This is a genomic window from Streptomyces sp. NPDC002623, assembly GCF_053592635.1.
In genome coordinates, this window is the sequence record NZ_JBSFWB010000032.1 from 68,837 (window position 1) to 94,362 (window position 25,526).

20 protein-coding genes and 2 pseudogenes are annotated in these 25,526 nt (G+C 71.9%); 12 read left to right on the top strand and 10 right to left on the bottom strand.

Annotation, left to right across the window (positions count from 1 at the left end):
* Nucleotides 1-199 precede the first annotated feature (199 nt).
* Nucleotides 200-763 (top strand): histidine phosphatase family protein, encoded by a 564-nt coding sequence (locus tag ACWD4O_RS38430; protein ID WP_451287388.1) that lies wholly within the window; start codon nt 200-202, stop codon nt 761-763.
* 59 nt (nt 764-822) lie between these two features.
* Here ACWD4O_RS38430 and ACWD4O_RS38435 read toward each other — a convergent pair whose 3' ends face one another.
* Nucleotides 823-1,197 (bottom strand): ferredoxin, encoded by a 375-nt coding sequence (locus ACWD4O_RS38435; protein ID WP_451287390.1) that lies wholly within the window; start codon nt 1,195-1,197, stop codon nt 823-825.
* 156 nt (nt 1,198-1,353) lie between these two features.
* Here ACWD4O_RS38435 and ACWD4O_RS38440 point away from each other — a divergent pair, with 156 nt between their 5' ends.
* Nucleotides 1,354-1,719 carry a DUF6479 family protein gene (locus tag ACWD4O_RS38440; RefSeq protein ID WP_351915161.1) on the top strand — a complete coding sequence of 122 codons (366 nt, stop codon included), beginning with the start codon at nt 1,354-1,356 and terminating at the stop codon, nt 1,717-1,719.
* Between the two features lie 28 nt (nt 1,720-1,747).
* Here the strand turns inward: ACWD4O_RS38440 and ACWD4O_RS38445 are convergent, their stop codons facing one another.
* A complete protein-coding gene (locus ACWD4O_RS38445; protein WP_451287392.1) occupies nt 1,748-4,135 on the bottom strand; it encodes an ATP-binding cassette domain-containing protein in 2,388 nt (795 codons plus the stop codon).
* A 362-nt stretch (nt 4,136-4,497) separates the two neighbouring features.
* Between ACWD4O_RS38445 and ACWD4O_RS38450 the strand changes: the two genes are divergently transcribed.
* On the top strand, nt 4,498-6,432 hold the full coding sequence (locus ACWD4O_RS38450) for a PAS domain S-box protein (protein WP_451287394.1): 1,935 nt from the start codon (nt 4,498-4,500) through the stop codon (nt 6,430-6,432).
* Here the strand turns inward: ACWD4O_RS38450 and ACWD4O_RS38455 are convergent.
* The 3 genes from ACWD4O_RS38455 to ACWD4O_RS38465 all read right to left on the bottom strand — a co-directional run bounded on the left by ACWD4O_RS38455 (nt 6,416) and on the right by ACWD4O_RS38465 (nt 9,167).
* On the bottom strand, nt 6,416-7,393 hold the full coding sequence (locus ACWD4O_RS38455) for an ATP-grasp domain-containing protein (protein WP_451287396.1): 978 nt from the start codon (nt 7,391-7,393) through the stop codon (nt 6,416-6,418). The two genes, ACWD4O_RS38450 and ACWD4O_RS38455, sit on opposite strands and share 17 nt — an antisense overlap.
* Before the next feature lie 408 nt (nt 7,394-7,801).
* The gene (locus ACWD4O_RS38460) at nt 7,802-8,290 is read right to left on the bottom strand and encodes an RpiB/LacA/LacB family sugar-phosphate isomerase (protein ID WP_451287398.1); all 489 of its coding nucleotides are present in this window, start codon (nt 8,288-8,290) and stop codon (nt 7,802-7,804) included.
* A 10-nt stretch (nt 8,291-8,300) separates the two neighbouring features.
* Nucleotides 8,301-9,167, bottom strand: a complete 867-nt coding sequence (locus tag ACWD4O_RS38465; protein ID WP_451287400.1) for an SCO6745 family protein — start codon at nt 9,165-9,167, stop codon at nt 8,301-8,303.
* 176 nt (nt 9,168-9,343) lie between these two features.
* Between ACWD4O_RS38465 and ACWD4O_RS38470 the strand changes: the two genes are divergently transcribed.
* The gene (locus ACWD4O_RS38470; protein WP_451287401.1) at nt 9,344-12,397 is read left to right on the top strand and encodes a glycosyl hydrolase 115 family protein; all 3,054 of its coding nucleotides are present in this window, start codon (nt 9,344-9,346) and stop codon (nt 12,395-12,397) included.
* A gap of 581 nt (nt 12,398-12,978) precedes the next feature.
* Here the strand turns inward: ACWD4O_RS38470 and ACWD4O_RS38475 are convergent.
* On the bottom strand, nt 12,979-13,701 hold the full coding sequence (locus ACWD4O_RS38475; RefSeq protein WP_451287403.1) for an IclR family transcriptional regulator: 723 nt from the start codon (nt 13,699-13,701) through the stop codon (nt 12,979-12,981).
* 106 nt (nt 13,702-13,807) lie between these two features.
* Here ACWD4O_RS38475 and mhpD point away from each other — a divergent pair, with 106 nt between their 5' ends.
* The 5 genes and pseudogenes from mhpD to ACWD4O_RS38500 all read left to right on the top strand — a co-directional run bounded on the left by mhpD (nt 13,808) and on the right by ACWD4O_RS38500 (nt 18,218).
* Nucleotides 13,808-14,641 (top strand): 2-keto-4-pentenoate hydratase, encoded by an 834-nt coding sequence (gene mhpD / locus ACWD4O_RS38480; RefSeq protein ID WP_451287405.1) that lies wholly within the window; start codon nt 13,808-13,810, stop codon nt 14,639-14,641.
* Nucleotides 14,638-15,612: an acetaldehyde dehydrogenase (acetylating) gene (locus ACWD4O_RS38485; RefSeq protein ID WP_451287407.1), complete on the top strand. Its 975-nt coding sequence runs from the start codon at nt 14,638-14,640 to the stop codon at nt 15,610-15,612. Before mhpD ends, ACWD4O_RS38485 begins: the two co-directional genes overlap by 4 nt.
* Nucleotides 15,609-16,625: a 4-hydroxy-2-oxovalerate aldolase gene (gene dmpG / locus ACWD4O_RS38490; RefSeq protein WP_451287408.1), complete on the top strand. Its 1,017-nt coding sequence runs from the start codon at nt 15,609-15,611 to the stop codon at nt 16,623-16,625. The genes ACWD4O_RS38485 and dmpG overlap by 4 nt, the downstream gene beginning before the upstream one ends.
* A 67-nt stretch (nt 16,626-16,692) precedes the next feature.
* Nucleotides 16,693-17,319, top strand: a pseudogene (locus ACWD4O_RS38495) (TetR/AcrR family transcriptional regulator); the annotation flags it as partial.
* Between the two features lie 110 nt (nt 17,320-17,429).
* Nucleotides 17,430-18,218: a 2-keto-4-pentenoate hydratase gene (locus tag ACWD4O_RS38500; protein WP_451287410.1), complete on the top strand. Its 789-nt coding sequence runs from the start codon at nt 17,430-17,432 to the stop codon at nt 18,216-18,218.
* Nucleotides 18,219-18,228: 10 nt separating this feature from the next.
* Here the strand turns inward: ACWD4O_RS38500 and ACWD4O_RS38505 are convergent, their stop codons facing one another.
* The 3 genes from ACWD4O_RS38505 to ACWD4O_RS38515 form a co-directional block, all read right to left on the bottom strand.
* On the bottom strand, nt 18,229-19,020 hold the full coding sequence (locus tag ACWD4O_RS38505; protein WP_451287412.1) for a YqjF family protein: 792 nt from the start codon (nt 19,018-19,020) through the stop codon (nt 18,229-18,231).
* A gap of 45 nt (nt 19,021-19,065) precedes the next feature.
* A complete protein-coding gene (locus ACWD4O_RS38510) occupies nt 19,066-19,635 on the bottom strand; it encodes a hemerythrin domain-containing protein (RefSeq protein WP_451287414.1) in 570 nt (189 codons plus the stop codon).
* Between the two features lie 78 nt (nt 19,636-19,713).
* Complete coding sequence (locus tag ACWD4O_RS38515) at nt 19,714-20,475, bottom strand: SDR family oxidoreductase (RefSeq protein WP_451287416.1); 762 nt, start codon at nt 20,473-20,475, stop codon at nt 19,714-19,716.
* A 225-nt stretch (nt 20,476-20,700) separates the two neighbouring features.
* Between ACWD4O_RS38515 and ACWD4O_RS38520 the strand changes: the two genes are divergently transcribed.
* On the top strand, nt 20,701-21,453 hold the full coding sequence (locus ACWD4O_RS38520; RefSeq protein WP_451287424.1) for a class I SAM-dependent methyltransferase: 753 nt from the start codon (nt 20,701-20,703) through the stop codon (nt 21,451-21,453).
* Between the two features lie 90 nt (nt 21,454-21,543).
* On the opposite strand, the gene ACWD4O_RS38525 is transcribed toward ACWD4O_RS38520, so the two are convergent.
* On the bottom strand, nt 21,544-23,745 hold the full coding sequence (locus ACWD4O_RS38525) for a glycoside hydrolase family 36 protein (protein WP_451287417.1): 2,202 nt from the start codon (nt 23,743-23,745) through the stop codon (nt 21,544-21,546).
* A gap of 161 nt (nt 23,746-23,906) precedes the next feature.
* Between ACWD4O_RS38525 and ACWD4O_RS38530 the strand changes: the two genes are divergently transcribed.
* Complete coding sequence (locus tag ACWD4O_RS38530) at nt 23,907-24,974, top strand: LacI family DNA-binding transcriptional regulator (protein WP_451287419.1); 1,068 nt, start codon at nt 23,907-23,909, stop codon at nt 24,972-24,974.
* 337 nt (nt 24,975-25,311) lie between these two features.
* Nucleotides 25,312-25,526 (top strand): annotated as a pseudogene (locus ACWD4O_RS38535) (MFS transporter); the annotation flags it as partial.

Genomic DNA, 25,526 nt, shown 5'->3' on the forward strand with positions numbered 1-25,526 from the left:
CGGGTGCGGAACTGCGGGCGCGGCCCGGTCGCGCGGGGCCGGAGGCCGCCGAACACCGGCGGGTCGAGGGCGTGTTGTCGGCCCGCGCCGCCCACCGGGCCACGACGGACCCGCGGCTGCCCGCCCGGGTTCCGACACGGCCGGCGCCCGTCCCGGTCATGTGCCGGATGCCGCACGGGACACGAGAGAAAGGCGTCGCATGACGAGCAGGCTGGTCCTGGTCTCCCCCGCGCTCACCGCCGCCCTGCGCGAGGCGCGGTTCGACGACGGCGGTCCGCTCGACGACGTCGGGCGGCGGCGGGCCCGGGCGGCCGCCGGGACGCTGCCGACGGCCGAGCGCGTCTGGACGTCGCCCACCGTGCGCTGCCGCGAGACGGCCGTCGCACTGGGCCTCGACGCGGTGGACGCGCCCGGGCTGGCGGCGCTGGACGCGGGCCGCTGGCGGGGCGAGGCGCTGGCGGACGTGGGGGCTCGGGAGCCGGACGCGCTGGCCGCGTGGCTCACGGACCCCACGGCCGCGCCGCACGGCGGGGAGTCGGTGCGGGCGGTGTGCGAACGGGTGGCCGCCTGGCTCGACACGGCCGCGCTGCAGCCGGGGCGGACCGTGGCCGTCGCCGAGCCCGAGGTCGTCCGGGCCGCGGTGGTACGGGCGCTGGGAGCGCCGGAGTCGGCGTTCTGGCGCACTGACGTGCCGCCGCTGACGGCCGTGGAGCTCAGCGGCCGGTCGGGGCGCTGGAACGTACGGATGGGCAGCCCGCTCTGAGACGTCCGCCGTGAGTCGCCCCTGCGAGGTGTCCGCCGCGAGGGCGCCTGCGCGCGGTCTCAGCCCAGCGTGGCGAGAAAGTCCGTGCAGGTCGCGGCGCAGGCGCGGCAGGCGGCCGCGCCCTCCTCGGCTCCCGGATGCTTGTCGAAGACATGGGCGCACTCCAGGCAGACGGTCCGGCACCACTCCAGCTGGGCGCGGATGCCGGCCTCGTCCATCCGGTTGTCCTCGGACAGCACCCGGCAGGTCGCGTCGCACACCTCCGCGCACATGATGCCCTTGCGTCGCACGAGTTCGTCTCGTTCGGTCCCCTCCGGGTCCACGAGGCTCGCCCGCAGCGCACAGGTTCGCGCACATTCGGTGCACGCCTGCGCGCAGGCGAAGCGGTCCTCCAGGAATCGGAAGAGTTCCTGTTGGGATGTCGTCGAAGTCACCCCCGGCGGGTAGCCGGTAGGAGCGGCGCCAAACCCGCCCGGCAGCAGCGACGTCTGCCGGACGCCATGCGTGAGGTTCCGTCGACGGGGAGTCACGTCTCCGGACTGGTCCCGGAATGGCGGGTTCATGACCCGTTACGGGGGTATTCGGCTGATATGACTACCGCAAGCATGCAGCTGGCCGCCGCGAGCGGCCTGCTCAGTCTCGTGATGTTCGTCGTCGGCATGGCCGTGCTGGCCGTGCTGGCCGGCGGCTTCTGGCTGGGCGCGCGTGTCAAGTCGCGTGAGCCGGACCGGCCGCGCCCCGAGGAGCAACCGCAGCTGCCGCCGGGCGGCGCGGTGCGTGAGATCCGCGAGAACCGCGAGCCCGACGAGGTTCCTCGGACCCCGAAGGGGGGCCGCCCCCTCACCCCGTACGAACTGAGCAACATGCAGACCCGGGCGAGCACGGACCAGAAACGCCCGCGCTGGAGCCGCGGCAGCAGCGGCTCGTTCGGCGGCGGCGGCCTGGGAGCCCACTGATCACCGGGCTCCCCCTCGCCCGCGCCGGTCAGGCGCCGACGTAGGCCGCCAGGTGCTCCCCGGTGAGGGTGGGACGGGCGGCGACGAGGTCGGCAGGCGTGCCCTCGAAGACTATCTTTCCGCCGTCGTGGCCGGCGCCGGGGCCGAGGTCGATGATCCAGTCGGCGTGCGCCATGACGGCCTGGTGGTGCTCGACGACGATGACGGACTTGCCGGAGTCGACGAGCCGGTCCAGCAGGCCGAGCAGTTGTTCGACGTCGGCGAGATGGAGACCGGCGGTCGGCTCGTCGAGGACGTAGACGCCGCCCTTGTCGCCCATGTGGACGGCCAGCTTGAGCCGCTGCCGCTCGCCGCCGGACAGGGTGGTGAGCGGCTGGCCGAGGGTCAGGTAGCCGAGCCCGACGTCGGCGAGCCGGTCGAGGACGCGGTGCGCGGCCGGGGTGGCGGCCTCGCCGGCGGCGAAGAACTCCTCGGCCTCGCTCACCGACATCGCCAGCACCTCGCTGATGTCCCGGCCGCCCAGGCGGTATTCGAGGACGGCAGGCTGGAACCGCTTCCCCTCGCAGTCCTCGCACATCGTGGCGACCGTCTGCATGATCGCCAGGTCGGTGTAGATGACACCGGCACCGTTGCAGGTGGGGCAGGCGCCCTCGGAGTTGGCGCTGAACAGCGCCGGCTTCACCCCGTTGACCTTGGCGAACGCCTTGCGGATCGGATCGAGCAGTCCGGTGTAGGTCGCCGGGTTGCTGCGTCTGGAGCCGCGGATCGGGCTCTGGTCGACCGACACCACGCCCTCCCCGGCGGGCACCGACCCGTGCACGAGCGAGCTCTTGCCCGATCCGGCGACGCCGGTGACCACGCAGAGCACACCCAGCGGGAGGTCGACGTCCACGCTCCGCAGGTTGTGCGTCGTCGCGCCGCGGATCTCCAGCGTGCCGCTCGGCTTGCGCACCTCGTCCTTCACCGCGGCCCGGTCGCCGAGATGGCGGCCGGTGACCGTGTCGGCGTCCCGCAGCCCCTCCACGGTGCCCTCGAAGCACACGGTTCCGCCGGCCGTGCCGGCGCCCGGGCCGAGGTCGACGACGTGGTCGGCGATCGCGATGACCTCCGGCTTGTGCTCCACGACGAGCACGGTGTTGCCCTTGTCCCGCAGCCGCAGCAGCAGGTCGTTCATCCGCTGGATGTCGTGCGGGTGCAGGCCGATGGTGGGCTCGTCGAAGACGTAGGTGACGTCGGTGAGCGAGGAGCCGAGGTGGCGGATCATCTTGACGCGCTGCGCCTCGCCGCCGGACAGCGTGCCCGAGGGCCGCTCGAGCGCGAGGTAGCCGAGGCCGATCTCCACGAACGAGTCGAGGGTCTGCTGGAGCGCGGTGAGCAGCGGCGCCACCGACGGCTCCTCGAGCGCGCGCACCCATTCGGCCAGGTCACGGATCTCCATCGCGCAGGCGTCGGCGATGCTGATCCGCTCGATCTTCGAGGACCTGGCGCCTTCGCTGAGCCGGGTGCCGTCGCAGTCGGGGCAGGTGGTGAAGGTGACGGCCCGCTCCACGAAGGCCCGGATGTGCGGCTGCATCGCCTCCTTGTCCTTGGACAGGAACGACTTCTGGATCTTCGGGATCAGGCCCTCGTAGGTGAGGTTGATGCCATTGACCTTGATCTTGACCGGTTCCCCGTAGAGGAAGGCGTGCAGCTCCCGCTTGGTGTACCTGCGGATCGGCTTGTCCGGGTCGACGAAGCCGGACTGGGCGTAGAGCTGCACGGTCCACTGGCTGTCCGACTTCCAGCCGGGGATGGTGAACGCGCCCTCGGACAGCGACTTGGAGTCGTCGTACAGCTGGGTGAGGTCGATGTCGGAGATCGAGCCGCGGCCCTCGCAGCGGTTGCACATGCCGCCGGTGCGCTCGTAGGTCGCCTTCTCGGCCTTGGTCCGGTCCCCGCGCTGGACGGTGATCGCACCGCTGGCCCGGACCGAGGCCGTGTTGAAGGAGTACGCGCTGGGCGGTCCGATGTGCGGCTTGCCGAGCCGGCTGAAGAGGATGCGCAGCATCGCGTTGGTGTCGGTGGCGGTGCCGACGGTGGAGCGGGGGTCGGCGCCCATCCGCTGCTGGTCGACGGTGATCGCGGTGGTCAGCCCGTCGAGGACGTCGACCTCGGGCCGCGCCGGCGTCGGCATGAAGCCCTGCACGAACGCGCTGTAGGTCTCGTTGATCAGCCGCTGCGACTCCGCGGCGATGGTGTCGAACACCAGGGAGCTCTTGCCCGAGCCGGAGACCCCGGTGAACACCGTCAGCCGGCGCTTCGGGATCTCGATGCTGACGTCCTTGAGATTGTTCTCGCGCGCGCCGTGCACCCTGATCAGGTCGTGACTGTCGGCGAGGTGCAGCTCAGGCGACTGCGCCTCCGCTCTTCTGGCCATGATCGTCTTCTCTCCGTCCGTGCCGCCCGGCTTGCTCCGACCAACCTAGGCGGGACCCGGGGGTGAGCGCTTCTCGAATACTGATCGGCCCCTGATCGGGTCCTGACCGGTTCGGTGACGTTCAGGTTCGGACAGGGGGCGGACAGTAAACGACAACGCGGAGCGAGGGCGGGCCGGAGGCGCTGAGATGGCCTGATTCGTCATGCAGGATGAGGTGGAAGATGGCCGACGTGATGCGGGCGGAACCGGCGCGGCGCGCGGGTGCGGGGGCGGGCGTTGCGCAGCAGGGCGTTCAGCAGAGCGCCCAACCGATCATGAAGCAGAACGTTAAGCAGAACGTGAAGCAAAGCGTCAAACAGCGTGTGAAGCGAAGCGTGAAGCAGCGGGCCGAGCAGAAACGGTGCGGCTGTGGGGCGCCCGCGCCGGAGGCTGCGGTCGGCGGGGCCGAGGAGCGGTTCCGGGGGCTGCTGGAGGCGGCCCCGGACGCCATGGTCATCGTCGACGACACGGGCACGATCAAGCTCGTGAACGCCCAGACGGAGGCGCTGTTCGGGCACGGACGCGAGGAACTGCTCGGCCGCCCGGTCGAGTTGCTGATCCCGCACCGCTTCCACGACCAGCACACCGCGCATCGCAGCGGGTACACCGCCAACCGACAGGTGCGTCCGATGGGCGCCGGTCTCGAGCTGCACGGGCTGCGCAAGGACGGCACGGAGTTCCCCGTCGAGATCAGCCTGAGTCCCCTGGAGACCTCGGAGGGACTGCTGGTGTCGGCGGCCGTGCGCGACGTCAGCGACCGCAAGGCGGCCGAGGCGCGCATCAACGAGCTGGCCGCGCTCGTGGAGTCCTCCCAGGACGCGATCCTCGCCAAGACGCTGGACGGGTACATCACGTACTGGAACGCGGCCGCGCAGCGCCTGTACGGCTACACCGCCGAGGAGGCCATCGGACGGCATGTCTCGATGCTGGCCCCGCCGGAGCTGCGGGGCGAGGTCCGCGCGCTGCTCAAACGGCTGCGGCACGCCGAGAAGGTCGAGCACTACGAGACGCTGCGGATGACCGACACCGGGGCGCTGCTGGACGTGGACGTCACCCTGTGGCCGACCCGGGACACGCACGGCACCGTGGTCGGGGCCTGCGCGATCGTGCGGGACATCAGCGACCGCAAGCGGGCCGAAGCCGAGCTCACGGCGCTGTACGAGCAGCAGCGGCACATCGCCCTGACGCTGCAGCGCAGCCTCATGGGGACGCCGCCCGCGTTGCCCGGACTGGCCACCGCGAGCCGCTATCGGCCGGCCACCCAGGGCGCCGGCGTGGGCGGCGACTGGTTCGACCTGATTCCGCTGGGCGCCGACCGGGTGGGTGTGCTGATAGGCGATGTCATGGGCCGTGGGCTGGAAGCGGCCGCCGTGATGGGCCAGTTGAGGTCGGCCGCGCACGCGCTGGCGAAGACCGGTATGCAGCCCCGGCAGTTGATGCGGGCGCTGGACACCTGCGTCGCCGATCTCGATGTGCCCGATCAGCTCGTCACCTGCTGCTATCTGGTGATCGCCCCGGACACGGGCACGGTGACGGTCTGTTCGGCCGGGCATCTGCCGGTGCTGGTCGCCGGGGTCGGCGAGGGCATCAGCGCGCTGCCCTGTCCGGTCAACGCGCCGCTCGGCGTGGGCGACGTCCTGTACGAGCAGTCCAGCTCGGAGATACCGCCGGGGGCCACGCTGATCCTCTACACGGACGGTCTGATCGAGACGCCGGGCAGCGACATCGAGGTACGGATCGGTGAACTGACCGTGCTGCTGGAGGAGTTGTTCGTGGGCACCCCGTGTCTGGAGGCCGCGGCGGACCATGTCCTGGCCGGCCTGCTGCCGGACGCCGACGGCCACAACGACGACGTCACCCTGCTGTTCGCGCAGTTGCCGGCCGCGCCGCTGGCCGCCGTCACCACCCACCTCCCGGCCGCGCCGGCCTCCGTTCCGGAGGGGCGGGCCTTTCTCCACAAGGCGCTCACCTCGTGGAACTGCGCGGACAGCGCCGACGACGCCCTTCTGCTGCTGTCGGAGACGCTGACGAACGCCGTCCAGCACGCCCAGGGCCCGGTCGCCGTGCATCTGCACCGCACGGTCACCGACCTCACGGTCGAGGTCAGCGACCGCAGCCCGCAGCTCCCCCAGCCGCGTCTGGCGGTCGAGGAGGAGGAGTCGGGCCGCGGTCTCATCCTGGTCCGGGCGCTCGCCGCCAGCTGGGGGGTCCGGCCGACGGACGAGGGCAAGACGACCTGGTTCACGCTGAAGCTGTGAGCCCCCGGGGCGGGCCGCCGCCGGCCAGCGCGAAGGCGTCCAGATGCGCCTGGACGTACGGCACGGCCACGGCGTGCAGTTCGAGCTCGCCGTCGACGAAGGCGGGCTGGACGTTGACCTCGAAGACGACCCCGCCGTTCTCCACCGCCAGGTCGACGCCCGCGAAGGGCAGCCCGACCGACGCGGTGGCCGCGACGGCGAGTTCGGCGAGCCGGGGATCCAGGTCCGGCGGGGCGATATGGACGGCGGTGGCGCCCTGGCAGGTGTTGCAGGGCGTGTCGGTCGAGGGCTGGAGGTGCTCCCGGGCGTGCACGACCCGGTCGCCGAGGACGAAGACCCGGAACTGGTGGCGTTGGCCGTCGGGGGTGACGTTGCCCGCATCACGGGAGAGCAGCCAGTCGGTGCCGCGTTCGGCGTAGTAGGCGGCGGCCTGCTCCAGTTGGGCGTGGCTGGTGACATGGAAGGTGTCGTTGCCGCCGGTGCCGACGACGGGCCTGGCCCAGGTGTCGCGGCCGAGCCGGTCGAAGGTGTCGGCCGCCTCCCGTGCGGAGGGGCGGTGCAGCACGGCGGTCTCCATCTGGGCGACGCCGTCCCGCACGAAGCGTTCCACGGTGAGGTTCTTCTCGGTCGCGGTCCGCCAGGCGTCGGGGCCGGCGGCGAGGGTCACCACGTCATGGCTCTCCAGGAGCTCCTGGAAGCCGGCGAGGGCCCGTCGGTGGTGCGGCGGGATCTCGTAGAGCAGGACGACATCGGGCACGAAGTCGAGCCGCTCCTCAGGGACTTGCAGCCGTAACCGGCCTCCGTCGCGGACGCCCCGGCCGGTTCCACCGGTCGCGAAGTGCCGGGAGTCGACCCGGACGGGCGGTGCGCCGGTGAGCAGGTCCACGGCGTCGGCGAGGTAGTCGCGGCAGCCTTCGGGCGAGGTGGGGTCGGCGATCAGGGCGATGCACGGTCGGGACACAGCGGCCTCCAGTGGCTCTCGACGCGCGCTCGTACCGCGGGCGGCCCACGCGCGGCCCGAGCGGTGTCACGGATGGTGCCTGTCGCGCGGGTGGTCGTCGCACCCGCCGCCCGGGGAGCCGCGCCGGTGTGCGGAGCCGTGCGCCGGGTCCGGTCGGGGGCCGGTCGGGACGGTCGGTGACCACGGGGGTGGTGGGGCTCGCCCCGCCGGATCCGCGGGCAGGGCTGGCCGACCACTGTAAGCACCGGGCGGGACGCCGTACCAGGGCGCATGAAAGACCCGCCTCTGCCCCTTCTTCTGCGCCGTCCGCCCCGGTCCGTGCGCCCTGCCCGGCCGGTGGGCACGCACCCGCCTCAGCCGTCCCAGACCTGTTCGGCGGCCTCGGGGGGAACAGGGTCAGGGGGTGCGCTACGAGCCCGAGCGCGCCTTGCCGACGCCGGGACCGGGGCCGGGGCCGAGGCCGTCGAGGGCGTCGATGTGGGCGATGTTGCGCCGGTCCTCGGCGTCCGTGCCGGCCTCGGCGGCGAACCAGGCGTCCAGGATCTCCTTGACCAGCGGCTCGGAGGTCAGGCGGAGGCTGAGGGCGAGGACGTTGGCGTCGTTCCAGCGGCGGGCGCCGTCGGCGGTGTAGGCGTCGGTGCACAGGGCGGCCCGGACGCCGGACACCTTGTTCGCGGCGATCGAGGCGCCGGTGCCGGTCCAGCAGCACACCACCGCCTGCTCCGAGGTGCCGTCGGCCACGTCCCGTGCCGCCGCCTCCGAGCACACCGCCCACTGCGGGTCGTCGCCGGCGCGCAGCGCGCCGTGCGGCACCACGTCGTGCCCGCGTCCGCGCAACTCCGCGACCAGGGCGCGGGCCACTGGTTCGTCCATGTCCGAGGAGACCGAGATCCGCATGCCGGCGAGCCTACAGCCGGCCTCCGGTGAGACCGACCGGATTCGCGGCGGGCAGGATCCCCGAGTCCAGGACGGTCCTGGCGAGCGGGTCGAGCAGCTGCGCGAGGCGGGCCGTGGCCCGGTCGCCCAGGGTCGTCCACGGGGTGGCCGCGGCGGCGTCCGTCTCCGCCTCCACCTCCTCGTGGGCGACCGTTCCCGCCTTGGTGAGCCGCCCGTCCGCGTCGAGCCAGCCGCGCTCGCGCAACTCGGTCTGCGCCGACCGCCATTGCGCCAGGTCCCACTTGCGGGTCTGCCGCTGGAGCTCCGCGTCGGACTCCCCCGCCGCGCACTTCAGCGCCATCGCCCCGACCGGCCCCAGCCGGCGGCCGACCAGCACGGCGACATGGCCGTCACCGCGGTGTTCGCGCAGCGTGGTCAGGGCCTGCCAGAGCCTGACGTGGGGCTGTGCCGGGCGGGGCAGGGCCTGGTTGGCGGCGCCGAGCACCCGCCCGGCCGTGTCCGCGGCGAGCGCCGCCTCCCAGGCCAGGTCGGCGGCCTCGGCCAGCTCCGCGGAGTCGACGACGTCGGCGCCGTAGAGGCCGGTCATGGCGGCGTCCACGGCCCGTGCACGTGCCGTCAGCACGTCCTGCGGAGCCGCGCGAGCCCAGGCTTCGGGCAGCGCACGCGCGACGCGGTCGGGATGGAAGACGTAGAAGCAGCTGGTGACGACGGAAGCGGGAGCCGGTCCGAGGGGCGCCGCCCGCAGGGCGAAGTACCCCATCCAGTAGCCGAGCATCCCGAGTCCGTCGGCGGCCGCGCGCACCTCGGGCGCGAAGTAGACCACCTGGTGGACGGGTTCGAACCGCTCCCACATCGCCCGTGCGACGGTGTCACTCACTCCACGGTCCTCCCGGCTCGGCCTGAGAGGCAGCATCCATCATGACCGCGGTCATAACAACCCGTCGGCCGGCACGGTTATGGACGCCACGGCCGACGCTGACCTAAGGTGCCGGGGGAAAGCGCTTTCTAGCATGGTCATGCCACTGCCAGCCACTGCCCAGTCCAGGAGCGTCGATGCCGCACACCGCACCTCAGGACCCGCAGGATCCCCGACCGCCGTGGACCCGGAAGGCGTTTCTGCGGGGTGCGACCGCCGTCGGACTGGTCCCGCTGCTGCCCGCGGCGCTCCCGGCCACCGCCCGTGCCGCGTCGGCCTCCGGTCGGCCGGGATTCGATCTGGTGACGGACGGCGTCCCGGTCGAGGTGTTCGTGGACGCGGCCGACGACCCCGCCGTGCTCCGCGCGGCCGACGACCTCCGGGCGGATCTGGAGCGGGTCTGCGGAGTGCGGCCGGCCGTGCGGCACACCCTGCCGGAGCGGGCCGCCGGACTGGTCCTGGTGGGGACTCTCGGCGCGAGCCCGGTCATCGACCGGCTCGTCGCACAGGGGCGGCTCGACGTCAGACGGGTCAAGGGGCGCTGGGAGGCGTCGGTGACCCAGGTGGTGGAGCGTCCCGCGCCCGGGGTGGACCGTGCGCTGGTGATCGCGGGCAGCGACCGGCGCGGCACGGTCTACGGGATCTACGACACCTCGGAGCGTGTCGGCGTCTCGCCCTGGTACTGGTGGGCCGACGTGCCCGTCGAACAGCGGGACACCGTCACCGTGCCCGCGGGCCCCTTCAGGCGGCTGGAACCGGCCGTCCGTTACCGCGGGGTCTTCATCAACGACGAGCAGAACCTGACCACTTGGTCGCACCGCACCCAGGAGACGGACAAGAACATCGGCCCGGAGACGTACCGGCGCCTCTTCGAGCTGCTGCTCCGGCTGAAGGCCAACTACCTCTGGCCGGCCATGCATCCGTACTCCGACTTCTTCAACAAGTACCGGGAGAACCCCGAACTCGCCGACCGCTACGGCATCGTCGTCGGCTCCAGCCACCCGGAGGCACTGCTGCGCAACGGGGTTCACGAATGGGACCCGTGGGCCGAGGAACACCGGGGCGCGGACGGCGCCCTGCCGGTCTACGACTACACCGTGAACCCGGCCGTCATCTCCGACTACTGGAGAGCGCGGGCCCGGGAGAACGCGGCCTACGAGAGCAGTTGGACGATCGGCATGCGCGGCCTGCACGACACCGCGCTGGAGACGAAGCACGCGACCACGATCCCGGAGAAGGTCGTGGTGATGAACGACATCATCGCCGACCAGCGCCGGATCCTGGCCGAGGAGGTCGGGGCGGCGGCCGAGCCGCAGATCTTCATCCCGTACAAGGAGGTCCTGGATCTGTACAACGCGGGCGTCCAGGTCCCCGAGGACGTCACACTGATCTGGCCGGACGACAACCACGGCAACATGCGCCAGCTGCCGAACGAGTCGGAGCGCGACCGCCCGGGCGGCAACGGGATCTACTACCACCTCTCCTACTGGGGCCGCCCGCGCAGCTATCTGTGGCTGGACACCACCCAACTCGCCAAGGTGTGGCAGGAGTTGCGCCGGGTGTACGAGCACGGGGTCGACCGGATGTGGATCTTCAACGTCGGTGACCTCAAGTCGATCGAGACCGGTCTCTCCTTCTCGCTGGACATGGCCTGGGACGTGGACCGGTGGGATGCGGAGGCTGCCGACGGCGAAGGCATCGAAGGCGTCAAGGGCGTCGAAGGCGTCGAGGGCGTCAAGGGCGTCGAGAGCTTCCTGGCGGAGTGGTACGGACGGCAGTTCGGGCTCCGCCACGCCCAGGAGATCGCCGCGCTGCGCACCGAGTACTACCGGCTCGCGGCGGAGCGGCGTCCGGAGTTCATCGACCGGAACATGTTCTCCGTGATCCACCACGGGGACGAGGCGGGACGCCGACTGGCCGCGTACGACCGGCTGTTGCAGCGCGCCCTGGCGCTGGGGAGCGAACTCCCCGCGGCCTGCCAGGACGCGTTCTTCGAGCTTCTCCAATACCCCGTGCACGGCGCGTACTTGATGAACTTCAAGTACTACTGGGCGGATCGCAACGCCCTCGCGGTGCGTCAGGGCCGCGGCGCGGGGACCAACCGCTTCGCGGACCTCGCCGAGGCCGCGCACGCGCAGGAGGCTGCGCTCACCAAGCGGTACAACACCGAGGTGGCGGGCGGGAAATGGGACGGCTACATCAACCCGTACCCCTCGCAGATCCCGAAGGCACCGGGGCGTCCGGCCGTCACCAGGGTCGCCCGGCAGGAGACCTCGGGGCTGGGGGTCGTCGCGGAGGGCAACGAGACCGGCGCGCAGCGGCCGCTGTCCTTCTCGTCCGTCACCCGGGACCGGCGTTTCGTCGATGTCTTCAACACCGGTTTCCTCGCGGTCGCCTGGGCCGCGGAGGCCGACCGGCCATGGATCCGGCTGAGTTCGGCGGGCGGCACGCTCACCGAGCAGACCCGGGTGTGGGTCGAGATCGACTGGGAGCAGGTTCCCGAGGGCACGCACGAGGTCACGGTCGCCTTCACGAGCAGCGCACAGCGTTTCGAGGTGCCGGTGAGGGTGGTCGCCGACGGGGAGCGGGCGCGTCGGCGGGCCCGTGGGTTCGTCGAGTCGAACGGCTGGGTCTCGATCGACGCCGTGCACACCGAGCGCCGGACAGCGCGCGGCGGGGCCCGCTGGCGGACCGTGCGCGGGCTGGGCCGTCGCGGTGCCGCCGTGGAGGCGGCGCCCTCGACGGCCGCCCCGGTCACCGCCGACTTCGCGACCCGCGCACCGGAGTTGAGGTACCGGGTGCGCTTCAGCAGCACCGGGACGTTCCCCGTCACCGTCTTCCGGCTGCCCTCGCTCGACGAGCGCGGCGCGCGGCGGCTCGCCGTCGCCCTCGACGACCAGCCTCCTGCCGTTCTGTCGGGGCAGGCCGTCGCCACCGGCAACCGCGGTGACGCCTGGGCGCGCAATGTGGAGGAGGGCGTCGAGAAGCTCACCGCGGCCGTCACCGTCACCGCACCCGGCGAGCATGTGCTGCGGGTCTTCATGGTCGACCCGGCGATCGCCGTGGACCAGATCGTGATCGACACCGGCGGGCTGCCGACCGGCACCTATCTCGCACCGCCGGAGAGCTACCACCCGGTGTTCAACCCCGATCCGGACACCACGGCGGGCTTGGACACGCCGAGTCGATAGGGAGCCGGCGGCGGGCTGCGGCCGGGCGGTTCAGGACCCGCGGTGCTGAGCTGCGGGCCGTTCAGGAACCGGCCCGCAGAACCCGGGGCCGGTCCGGTGCCGCCCTGCGGACCGCAGGGGTGAGCCGGTGGGGGGGCTGCGGGCCCGGCGGGGCCAGGAACCGGCCCGCAGAACCCGGGGCCGGTCTGGTGCCGCCCTGCGGACCGCAGGGGTGAGCCAGTAGAGGGCTGCGGCCGGGCCGTTCAGCAACCGGCCCGCAGAACCCGGGGCCGGTCCGGTGCCGCCCTGCGGACCGCAGGGGTGAGCCAGTAGAGGGCTGCGGCCGGGCCGTTCAGGAACCGGCCCGCAGAACCCGGGGCCGGTCCGGTGCCGCCCTGCGGACCGCGGGGGTGAGCCGGTGGGGGGCTGCGGGCCGGCGGGGCCAGGAACCGGCCCGCAGGACCCGGGACGGGCGGGCCCGGCGGCGCCGTGAGCCGGCGGTGGGCTGCGGGCCTGGCAGGTTCAGGAACCGGCCCGCAGGACCCCGGGCAAGCCCGGCGCCGCCCTGCGCATCACGCGGGTGACCTGCGGGCCCGGCAGGTTCAGGAACCGGTGCGCAGGACACGGGACAAGCCCAGTGCTGCCGTGCGGACCGCGGGGGCCAGTTGGGCCGGGCTGAAGCGTGAGCGTGGTACGGCCACCGAGAGCGCGGCCACCGTGGCGCCTCCGGCGAAGACGGGGGCCGCGATGCAGCTCACCCCGAGGGCGGCCTCCTGCTCCTCGTAGGCGAGGCCGGAGACCTGGATCTTCTCCAGGGCCATGCGCAGCCGCCCGGGTTCGGTGATCGAGTACGGCGTCAGGCTCGGCAGCGGCCGGGACAGCACCTCCTCGGTGAGCTCCGCGCCGGAGAAGGCGAGCAGAGCCTTGCCGACGCCGGTGCAGGTCAGCGGCAGGCTGCCGCCGATACGCGAGGGCAGCTGGAGCGCCTCGTGGCCGTGGATGCGTTCGAGGTAGACCACGTCCATGCCCTCGCGGACCCCGAGGTGCACGGTCTCGCGTGTCGCCTCGAACAGGTCCTGGAGGAAGGGCAGGGCCGTCTCCCGCAGATCCAGCCGGTGCGGTACGAGCGAGCCGAGCTCGAACAGCTTCGCGCCGAGCCGGTACTGCGGGCCGGTGCGTTCCAGCCAGCCGAGCCGTACCAGGTCCGCGGCCAGCCGGTGCACGGTCGGCTTGGGCAGGCCGGTGCGCTCCGAAAGTTCCGACAGGCGGTACGGCTTGCCGCTCGGACTGAAGGTGTCCAGGATCAGCGCAGCCTTTTCCAACATGCTGGCACCCTGATTATTCCGTGTCACGGAACAAAGCTTGTCCCTTCGACGAGGCCCTGTCTATATCGGAGTCGACCCGCCGCTTCTCCCTCCCTGGAGGTATCCCGTGTCGACCGTGCTCGACGGTGTCCGTCCGGACGCCGTTCCACCGGCCGTGGTCAAGGCCGCCGACCTGCTGGCGGAGGCCACCCGCACCGGAGCGGCCTGTCCGCCCGTGCGGACGCTGCTCGACGACGGCGACGTCGAGGCCGCCTACGCCGTGCAGCAGCTCAACGTGCGGCGCGGTCTGGACGCCGGACTCCGGATCGTCGGCCGCAAGATCGGCCTGACCTCACCCGCGGTACAGGCCCAACTCGGCGTGGACCGGCCCGACTTCGGCGCACTGTTCGCGGACATGGCCGTGCCCGACGGCGGCAAGGTAGCCGCCGGGCGGCTGCTCCAGCCCAAGGTGGAGGCCGAGGTCGCACTCGTGCTGGGGCGCGACCTGCCGCATCGCGAGTGCACGGTTGTCGACGTGCTGCGGGCGGTCGACTTCGCGCTGCCCGCGCTGGAGATCGTCGACAGCCGGGTGCGGGGATGGGACATCTCCCTCGTCGACACCGTCGCCGACAACGCCTCCTGCGGTCTGTACGTCCTCGGCGGCACGCCCGTTCCGCTCACCGCCGTGGATCTGCGGGCCGTCACGATGACCATGACCCGGGCCGGCGAGACGGTCTCCGAGGGCACCGGCGCCGACTGCCTCGGCGGCCCGCTCAACGCCGCCGTCTGGCTGGCCGCGGCCCTCGCCGAGCGGGGCGACCCGCTGCGCGCGGGCGACCTCGTGCTGACCGGCGCCCTCGGCCCGATGGTCCCCGCTGCCCCGGGCGACGTCTTCGAGGCCCGTATCTCGGGCCTGGGATCCGTCCGCGTCGCATTCCCCGACGAGGAGGTCGGACAGTGAGCACCAAAGTCGCCGTCATCGGCTCCGGCAACATCGGCACCGACCTGATGATCAAGATCCTGCGGCTGTCGGAGAGCCTGGAGATCGCCGCGATGGCCGGCATCGACCCGGACTCCGACGGCCTGGCCCGCGCCCGCCGCCTCAAGGTCGCCACGACCCACCAGGGCGTCGAAGGGCTCGTCGCGCTGGACGAGTTCGCGGACGTCGAGATCGTCTTCGACGCCACCTCGGCCGGCGCGCACCGCCACCACGAGAAGGTGCTGCGGCCGCTGGGCCGCACGCTCGTCGACCTCACCCCGGCGGCCCTCGGCCCCTACGTCGTCCCGCCGGTCAACGGGGACGCCCACCTGGACGCCCCGAACGTCAACATGGTCACCTGCGGCGGCCAGGCCACCATCCCGATCGTGGCCGCGGTCGGCGCCGTCACGCCCGTGCACTACGGCGAGATCGTCGCGTCCATCGCCTCCCGCTCGGCCGGCCCGGGCACCCGGGCGAACATCGACGAGTTCACCGAGACCACGTCCTCCGCCATCGAACGGGTCGGCGGCGCGGCCCGGGGCAAGGCGATCATCGTCCTCAACCCGGCCGAACCCCCGCTGATCATGCGGGACACCGTGCACTGTCTGGTCTCCGACTGTGCCACCGAGGCCGTCACGGCGTCGATCGAGGAGATGGTCGGGCGCGTGCAGGCGTACGTGCCGGGCTACCGGCTCAAGCAGCAGGTGCAGTTCGACCGGGTGGGCGCCGACGACCCGCTGCGCACCCTCGCTCCCGGCGCGGGCGACGCCCTCAAGGTGTCCGTCTTCCTGGAGGTCGAGGGGGCCGCCCACTATCTCCCGGCCTACGCCGGAAACCTCGACATCATGACCTCGGCCGCGCTGCGCACCGCGGAGCGCATGGCCGCCCTCCCCCACTCTCGGCTTCGCTCCGGCGGAGGGACCCCCATCGCCACGGAGGTGGCCTCGCGATGACTCGCCTCTACGTCCAGGACGTGACCCTGCGGGACGGCATGCACGCCGTCCGGCACCGCTACACCGTCGACCAGGCCCGTGCCATCGCCGCCGCCCTCGATGCCGCCGGAGTGGCCGCCATCGAGATCGCGCACGGCGACGGACTGGCCGGCTCCAGCATCAACTACGGCGTGGGGGCCCACACCGACTGGGAGTGGATCGAGGCCGTCACCGACGTCGTACGGCAGGCGATCCCCACCACTCTGCTGCTGCCCGGCATCGGAACCGTCCACGACCTCGAGCAGGCGCACGCACTGGGCGTCCGCTCGGTGCGCGTCGCCACGCACTGCACCGAGGCCGACATCTCCGCCCAGCACATCGCCGCCGCCCGCGAGTTGGGCATGGACGTCGCGGGCTTCCTGATGATGTCGCACATGGCCGAGCCCGCCGAACTCGCCCGGCAGGCCAAGCTGATGGAGTCCTACGGCGCCGCCTGCGTCTACGTCACCGACTCGGGCGGCCGGCTCACCATGGACGGGGTCCGCGACCGCTTCCGCGCCTACCGGGACGTGCTCGACCCGGCCACCGAACTCGGAATCCACGCCCACCACAATCTCGCCCTGGGAGTGGCCAACACGGTCGTCGCCGTCGAGAACGGGGCGGTCCGGGTGGACGCGTCTCTTGCGGGCCAGGGCGCGGGGGCGGGCAACTGCCCGCTGGAGGCGTTCGTCGCGGTCGCCGACCTGATGGGCTGGGAGCACGCCTGCGATCTCTTCCCGCTCATGGACGCCGCCGACGACCTCGTACGACCGCTCCAGGACCGTGAGGTGCGGGTGGACCGCGAGACGCTCAGCCTCGGGTACGCGGGGGTGTACTCCAGCTTCCTGCGCCACGCGGAGACCGCCGCCGCCCGCTACGGCCTGGACACGCGCTCCATCCTGGTCGAGGCCGGGCGCCGGGGCATGGTCGGCGGCCAGGAGGACATGATCACCGACATCGCGCTGGACCTCGTCGCCGGATCCGTCTCCCCATAGCGTTCGTTACAATTGGAACAGCCGCTACAGCGGGCTGGGGTGCAGGGGACGGCGAAGGGCACACGCGATGACCAGTGCGCAGTCGACGCGCAAGAAGCGCGCGAACGGGGTGGAGTCGCGACAGCGCATCCTCGACGCCACCGTCGAGATCGCGGGCGAGCGCGGCTACGAGGGCACGTCCATCGCCGCCGTCAGCGCCAAGTGCGGGCTGCCCGCGAGCTCGATCTACTGGCACTTCAAGGACAAGGACGACCTGATCGCCGCGGTCATCGAGCGCAGCTTCGAGACCTGGCTCGTGGCGGTCGCACTGCCGGGAGAGGCGTCCGGCACCCCGCTGGAGCGGGTCACCGCCATGGCGGGGAACCTGGCGAAGTCCCTCGTCGAGGCACCCGACTTCCTGCGGCTCGGGCTGATGCTCGCCCTGGAGCGACGGCCCACCGAGCCCCGGGGCCGGACGGTGTACCTCCAGGTCCGCGCGGTCGCCGCCCAGCGGATCGGCGAGGTGATCCGGACCCTCCTCCCGGCGCTGGACGAGACGGCCGTGCAGACCCTCACCACCTACACGGTCGCCGGCGCCGACGGACTCTTCGTGCAGCGGGAGATCAGCGGCGACGCGGTCGATCTCGTGGCGATGTTCGAACTGCACGCACGGCTGGTCTACGAGGCGGCGGTCCGCATGGCGACGGAGAAGAGCGCAGAGACGGGAGAGCAGACGGGAACCGGGACGGGGACGGGAGTGGGGACGGGGACGGGGACGGGGACGGGGACGGGGACGGGAGCGGGGACGGGGACGGGAGTCAGGACATGACGCTGACGTCCGGGGAGCGCGCGCAGGCCGCCCGGCTGCTGCGCGAGGCCGAGCATCATGTGGCGCCGATCGAGCCGCTGTCGGTCCTGCTGCCCGGCCTGGACACGGCCGACGCGTACGCCGTCCAGCAGGAGAACATCGCCCGCCGACTGGCCGACGGCGCGACGGTCGTCGGCCACAAGGTGGGGCTGACGGCCGTCGCGATGCAGGAGCTCCTCGGGGTCGACGAACCCGACTTCGGCCATCTGCTGGACGACATGGTCCATCCCGACGGCGCACCCGTCCTCGCCGCGCACTACTGCCGGCCGCGCATCGAACCGGAGATCTGTTTCCGCCTCGCCCGCCCGCTGCGCGGCCCCGAGGTCACCGTCGAGGACGTCCTCGACGCCACCGAGGCGGTCGCGCCCGCTCTGGAGATCGTCGACAGCCGCATCCGCGACTGGCGGATCACCCTGGTCGACACGGTTGCCGACAACGCCAGTTCGGCCGGTCTGGTCTGCGGCCCCTGGACACCGCTGGGCGAGGCGCCCGACCTCGCGAGCGTGACCGCCGAGCTCCTGATCGACGACCTGAGCGTGGCGGTGGGCACCGGCAAGGAGGTGCTGGGGCACCCGGCCGCCGCGGTCGCGTGGCTGGCCAACACACTCGCCGCCTTCGGCACCTCGCTGGAGCCCGGCCAACTGGTCCTGCCCGGCACCATGACGGGCGCCCCGTTCGTCACCGCGGGCTCGCAGGTCGAGGCACGTTTCAGCGGCTTGGGCTCGGTGTCGGTGACGTTCGTCTGAGGAGCGGGGCTCAGGGGGTCGGAATGCCGGCCGGGCCGGTCGGACGGGCGGGGCGGTCGAAACGGGCCGGGACACCCGGCGAGTACAGGACGCTCACCGGCTCCCCCACGGGCGCCGGCAGACCCGCCGCGGTGACCAGGTCCTCCTCGCACTCCATGAGTTCCGCCCGGTGCAGCGGCCAGCGCGGGTGCGCGTTGCGCAGGAACATCGGCCGGCCGAAGAACGCGCTGTGCATCCCCCAGCGGGCGGTCAGGAAGTGCTCCAACTCCGTTGGTTCCACGATCCGTTCACCCACCCTCACGGTCAGCCGGCTGCGCGCGCCGCGCGGGCCGGGCCAGCGGCGGCGACTGGTGTACGTGACGGTGTCTCCGTCGGCCTCGATCGCCATGCGGGACCACACGTAGGGCATCCGGAAGCCGATCCGCGCCACGGCCACCGGCAGCAGCCGGGAGGCGTCGAGCGAGCGGAAGACCACACCGCGACGCCCGTGCGAGTCCACCGAGTAGAGCCGGACGTTCGTCTCCGGGAAGGACCCCAGGTAGGGGACCCCCGGGAGGCGGAACCATCCGACGCGGTGCATCCGGAACGCCACCAGACCGACGTAGGTCACGCCGTTCAGCGTGTCGGGGACGGTCCCGGGCGGCAGCAGACCGGCCACGTCGGCCGGATCGGCGGCCCAGTGGAGAAAGGCGAGGTCGAGCCAGGACTGGGTGAGGAGGGGGCGCGCTATCGCGTCCGGCGCGTCAGGCGTTATGGGATGCGGGGGAACGAGGGCAGCCCGCGGCGGCGGTGTCGGCGGCACCGCGTCAGTATCACAGAGGGTGCAGGGGTTCCCTCGGCGTGGGCCTCAGTACGGCTTGCCTGGGCCTGTCATCGCGTCGCGCATGCGATCGACCAGCCCGACGCCCGGGGCGAGCGTCCTGTCGGCCGAGGGTTCGTCCGGAGCGGAGGGACGCGGACGCGTCGGGGCGGTCTTCCTGGCCTTGCGGACCTTGTCGCCCAGCCCGTCGAGGATGACCGTCGGGCACTCCGCGCGCAGCCTGGGGAACAGGTTCCGCTCCTCGTCGGCCAGGTGGGTGCGGATCTCGCGCATCAGCATGCCGACGAGCCGGTCGAACTCGGGGTCGTCCGCCTCCCGGCCCTCCAGGTCCTTCATGATCCGCTCGGCCCGCGCGTGGTGGTCGAGTTCGTTGTCGGCCAGGACGTCGCCGTCGGGGACACGCTCACGCACGGACGGGTGGAGATACTCCTCCTCGACCATCGAATGCCGGACGAGTTCCATCGTGGCCCGGTCCGCGTACAGCCTGCGGTCCTCGGCGCCGGGCGGCAGCGCCTCGATCCGGCCGAAGAGCTCCTCGACCTCGCGGTGATCGGTCACCAGCTCGTCGATGACGTTCCCGCCATGGCCCTGACCCATGCCCGCTCACCTCCGGCCTGGACACGACGGCTCCGGAACGGACCCGCCACGCCCCCGAGTACCCCGGCACGCGATCGATCACTCCGGGTCCGGGTCGCCGGAGGTGAGAACGGCGGGCTGACCGGCCAGGATGCCGCCGTCCAGGACGAACTCGACCCCCGTGGAGTAGGTGGCGTCCAGGACGATGAAGAGCACCATGCGGGCGACCTCTTCGGGCTCACCGAACCGAGGCAACGGCTGACCCGCGGTGTACGCGTCGCCGAAGCCGGCCGTCATGCCGGTGCGGATGGCGCCGGGGTGGACGGAGCAGACACGGACCCCGTCGGGGGCCAGTTCCAGCGCGGCCGTCTTCGTCAGCCCGCGCAGCCCCCACTTGCTCGCCGCGTACGAGCCGATGCCGGCGTAGGAGGTCAGTCCCGCGAGGGAGGAGATGTTCACGATCACCCCTCCCCCGGCCCGGCGCAGCGAGGGCGCCACGGCGCGCATGCCGAGCCACGGGCCCTGGAGGTTGACGTCGATCACCCGGCGGAACGAGTCGAGGGGCTCGTCCTCCATCGAGCCCCACGCGGCGATCCCCGCGTTGTTCACCAGCACGGAGACCGCGCCCAGCTCCCGCTCGGTCTCGGCCACCGTGCGCTGCCAGCCGTCCTCGCTGGTGACGTCCAGCGCCCGGTAGCAGGACCGCCCGCCGAGCTCGGCCGCCAGGCTGCGCCCCTCGGGTTCGAGGATGTCGGCGACCACCACGGCGGCGCCTTCGACCGCGAGCGCCCGCGCCACCGCCGCACCGATCCCCCGGGCCCCTCCGGTGACGATCGCCACCCGTTCGTCGAGACGTCCCATGTCGACCTCCGCGGAAAGCTCGGTTCACTACAGTCCCCGCCCTCAGCATGGGACGCACCGGTCCTGACTCGCAGTTCCTGATGACCCATTAGGCGTCCGCGGATGTCGGCACAGGTGACCCGGCCCCACTGGGCACGCGCGTTCCTGCGGGGGTCGACCAGCGAAGTCGTGCGGGAGCGAAAAACTCGTTCGACATTGCGTGGGTCGGCGGCGAGCGTTGACGGAATGCAGCAGGAGAAGATCTGGAACGCCGATGCCGCCCAGCGCTATGACACGCCCGGTTCCGGCATGTTCGCGCCCGAGGTCCTGGGGCCGACAGTGGACCGTCTCGCCCGGCTCGCCGGCGGCGGAGCAGCGCTTGAGTTCGCCATCGGGACCGGCCGGGTGGCCGTCCCGCTCGCCGGGCGAGGAGTCTCGGTCACCGGCATCGAGCTGTCGCTCCCGATGGTGGAGCAACTGCGAACCAAGGCGGCTGAAGCAACGATCCCCGTGGTCATCGGTGACATGGCGACCAGCGTCGCCCCCGGGGAGTACACCCTCGTCTACCTCGTGTACAACACGATCTCCAACCTGCTCACCCAGGAGGAGCAGGTCCAGTGCTTCCGCAACGCTGCCCGCCACCTTGCGCCGGGTGGTCGGTTCGTGATCGAGCTGTGGGTACCCGAGTTGCGCAAGCTCCCACCGGGCCAGCCGGCCACCGTCTGGCAGTCCGAGCCCGGCTACATCGGGTTGGACACCTACGACGTCCTGCGCCAGCACGTGATGTCGCACCACTTCCGTTTCGATGAGTTCGATGAGACCGAGCAGGCGCGGCTGTTCCGGAGCCCTCATCGCTACATCTGGCCGGCCGAACTCGACCTCATGGCTCAACTGGCCGGATTCGAACTGGAGACCAGGCATGCCGACTGGGCCGGCGCCGCGTTCACCGCCGAGTCTCGTTCTCATGTCTCCGTCTACCGAATTCCGTCGGCGCAGTAGCTCCGGACAGTCGGGACGGATGCCGTGCGGATGCCGTGTCTCCGACCTTGCCCCATGGGGATGCGACGCAGTCGGCGCCAGGTGAGTCCCTCAGACCGACCGTGCAGCGGTCAGGCGGAGGAGGACGGCCGTGTCGGGGCGGGGAAGGGAAACGGTGAGCCTGCCGTCGGCGGCAGCCCAGGTCGCATCCGAATGGGCGGTGGTGGGATAGAGCGTGCTGACGTGGACGTCGTGTCCCCTCAGGTGCGGGATGTCGACAGTGCAGTCGCTGTCGTCCCGGTCCGGTCGGTCGGCGGGCCCCGGCTGTCCGGCGGCGGCCGACTCCCGTCGCCAGATCGTGAGAAGCGTGGAGCCGGAACCACGCAGACCGTGAGCGATCCAGGTGTCCTCCCAGGAGGGAAGACCGAGCGGCCAGAACGGTCGACCGCTGCTGATTTCGGGTCGAATGCGCCGGTAGACGGAGATGCCCGAGCGGACTAGTTCGAACTGCTCCGGGCTCATACGGTCGAGGAACCCGGACAGATGGATACGGCCCAGCAGCGCCCCGGTGACGGAGAAGGCGATCTCGTCGAGGCTGAAGTGCGGCTGGGGGTACGCCCATACGGCGGCCTGCTCGGGCGTCGCTGCGGTGGCCGCCGCCGCCGCGATGGGCGGATAGCGCCACAGGTCCTGCTGGTCGCTCGTGGACTGCACCTGTACGACGCCGAGTTGCGCGTAGTCCATGCGCAGACCGCCCGACGCGCAGTTCTCCAGGGCGAGGCCGGGGTGGCGGTCGAGGAGGGAGCCGAGCCAGTCGAGATGCGCACGGTGGTGGCCGAGCAGGCCGGCGCCCGCGCTCTCGGTGCCGGTCTCGGTGCCGGGGCCGATGTTGATGTTGTAGTCGAGCTTCAGATAGCCCACCCCCCAGTCGCCCACGATCCGGTCGACGACCCGGTCGAGGTGGGCGCGGGCAGCGGGGTGGCGCAGGTCCAGGTGGTGGCGGCCGTGCTCGGTGACGCGCAGGCCGCCTCGCCGGAAGAACGCCTCGGGCGGCAGCGTGCGGGCCAACGGGCTGCGTACGCCGACCACTTCGGGTTCCAGCCAGAGTCCGGGGATCATCCCGTGCGCCCTGACGGCGTCCAGTACCTGCTGGATTCCGCCGGGGAAGCGACTGGCGGAGGGCTCCCAGGCGCCGACGGCGTCCCACCAGCCCTGGGCGTCGTCGTCGTACCAGCCCGCGTCGATGACGAACACCTCGGCGCCGACGGCTCCCGCCGCTTCGACGAGCGGCAGAAGCTTGTCGGTGGTCGGGTCGCCCATCAGGGTGTTCATGTAGTCGTTGTAGATCACCGGGAGTGCCGTGTGGTCCGGGTGGGCGCGGCGCATTCGGCGGCGGTAGGCGGTGAGTTCACCGAACGCGGCGTCCGGGCCGCCGGTCCCGGCCCCCGCCAGGACGGCCGGGACGGTGGTGAACTCCTCGCCGGGTGCGAGGATTTGACGCCACTGGTGGTGGGCGTCGTCCGGTCCGAACAGGGCCAGGTAGGCGGCGCCCTCCCGTTCGCCGGTCTCGTAGCGCCAGCCCGCGCTGGACTCGATCTGCCAGAGCCAGGCGCGGCCCGTCCGGTCGTCGGTGAGCGCGGCGACCGGCAGGTGCCGTCCCGTGGACCAACTGCCCTGCGAGTACCGCTCGAAGCAGCCGCGCCCTTCGTGGCCGTGGGCGGCTCGGTTCAGGGGGACGATGTGGTCACGGAAGGCGGCCTGCCGCCAACGGCACTCGGCCAGCCAGTCGTTGTCCGCCCAGTGGAGGGTCAGACCGTCGAGCGCGCCCGTCTCGTCCACGATGCCGCCGAGGGTCAGGCTCGATACGCTCTCCAACTGCAGCGGGGCGCTCCCCTCGTTGACCAGGCGCACCTGTGAGCGGAGGAATCCCGAGCCGGGGAGTGTCCGCAGCGTGATGTCGGCGGCAAGGCCGGTCGCCGGGTCCGTCAGCCGGATCGTCGTGCAGTGCCAGTCCCCGTCCCGGCCGGCCTCCCGACCCCGATAGACCATGCGGTCACCGATGGCGGTGTCGATGAAGCGTTCCCCCGACCAGGTACGGCCGTGGCCGGTGGCCGTGACCTCGACGAGAGGAACCAGCATGTCCCAGTGCCGGCCCGGCGCTCCCAGCCTGACCGACCCGGCCGCGTCCTTGACGACATGCAGCCCGAGGGTGTCATGGGACCAGAGAAGAGATCCCTCGGCTGCTTCGACCGCTGGAGTCAACGCGGTTTCCCCTTCTGCGGTGTGCGATCTCGTGCGGGCCGTCAAGGCCATCTCGTGCGGGCCGTCAATGCGATCTTGTGCGGGCCGGCAACCGGCCTCGGCCCGCCCTCGGGCAGCGCAGGCCGCACGTGGAGCTCGTGATGTGTCCGCTCGGGCGAATCACCGGTTTCGACGCCTTGACCGCCGGTAGCGTGATCGTTCACAATCCTGACATGGATGTGACCGGTCACACAAGCGGTAGGCCCAGTCCCCGACCGGAACCGCGCAAGGCAGCCAGTATTCGTGATGTCGCCCAGGCGGCGGGCGTCTCCTACCAGACCGTTTCGAGGGTCATCAACGGCCACCCGAACGTCCGGGAGGAGACGCGCAAGCGGGTCGAGGCAGCTGTCGACGCGCTGGGATTCCGACGCAACGCCACCGCGTTCGCACTCGCCAGCGGCGTGACCCGGTCCGTCACCGTCCTGACCTCCGACACCACCCTCTACGGCTACGCGGCAACACTGCAGGGCCTGGAGGAGGCCGCCCGCGCCGCGGGCTACTCGCTGGGGGTGAAGGTCCTGACGGCCGAGGACGACCTCGACCGTACCGTCTCCTCGGCCGCCGCCAACGGCGGAGGGCTGATGGTCATCGGCTTCGACCGGCTCGCCGCATCGGCACTGAGCCGCGTCCCGGCGGACGTGCCGTGCGCCGCGGTCGTCGAAGCGCCGTCGCACGGCCAGGCCCCTCCCCGTCCGGCCGTGTGGGCCGACGACCGCGAGGCCGCCCGCGCCGCCACCGCGCACCTGCTCCAGCTCGGACACCGGACCGTCCAGTACGTCGCGATCCCCACCTCGGCAGGAACCCGGCGCTCGGAGGGACCGCGCACCCAGGGCTGGCGAAGCGCCCTGGAGAGCGCCGGCATCACCCCGCCCGAACCCCACGGCGGCAAGGGCTGGGACGCGCAGGCCGGCTACGACGAGGGCCGCCGGCTCGCCGACGACCCGGACGTCACCGCGATCCTGTGCGGCAACGACGACCTGGCGCTGGGCGTGCTGCGCGCCCTGCACCACGCCGGACGGTCCGTGCCGGGAGACGTCAGCGTCATCGGTTTCGACGACGCCCCGCACTCGGCGTTCCTCACCCCGTCCCTCACCACCGTGCGCATGGACTTCCAGGGGCTGGGCCGCGACGCCTTCAACCTCCTGCGCAGCCAACTGGAGGACGGCTTCGAGCTGCCCGCCCCGACCTTCGTCGGCACCGACCTCATGATCCGCGAGAGCTCCGCGCCGCGGCACACATGACGGTGCGGCGACGAGTACGCAGCCCCCGGCGACGCAGGCCTCTCTGCGCGCCTGCATCTGGTGGCCGACCAGGATTTCGGGGATGCTCGGTTCAGCGGGCCGCAACAGGGGTCTCCACCCCCGAGCCCGCCTGAAAGCGAACCGTGCCCGAGCCTGGGATTGAGACGCGAAGTGCTGACGACGCTCACCACGAACAGCTCCGCGCTTCTGGTGAACCGTCCCACAGGCAGCGCCTCCACGCTTCCCCCTCCGGCAGGACCACCCAGCACCGCCCCCGGAAGCCGAACCACCACAGGTGCCGCTGAGCGTTTGCTCGGATGCAAGTGCGTTTCTCCTGGTGGCGTTGCCGGCCGGGGCCATAGTGGACCGGATCGCCAAGCGCCGGCTGATGATCTGGTGCGACCTCGCGCTGTTCGTGGTGATCGGCTCGGTGCCGCTGGCACACGCCGCCGGAGCGCTGACGCTCGCTCAGCTCTATGTTGTCGCACTGGTCTCCGGCGTGCTCTCCGTGTTCTTCTCAGTCGCCTACCAGGCCTATCTGCCGACGGTCCT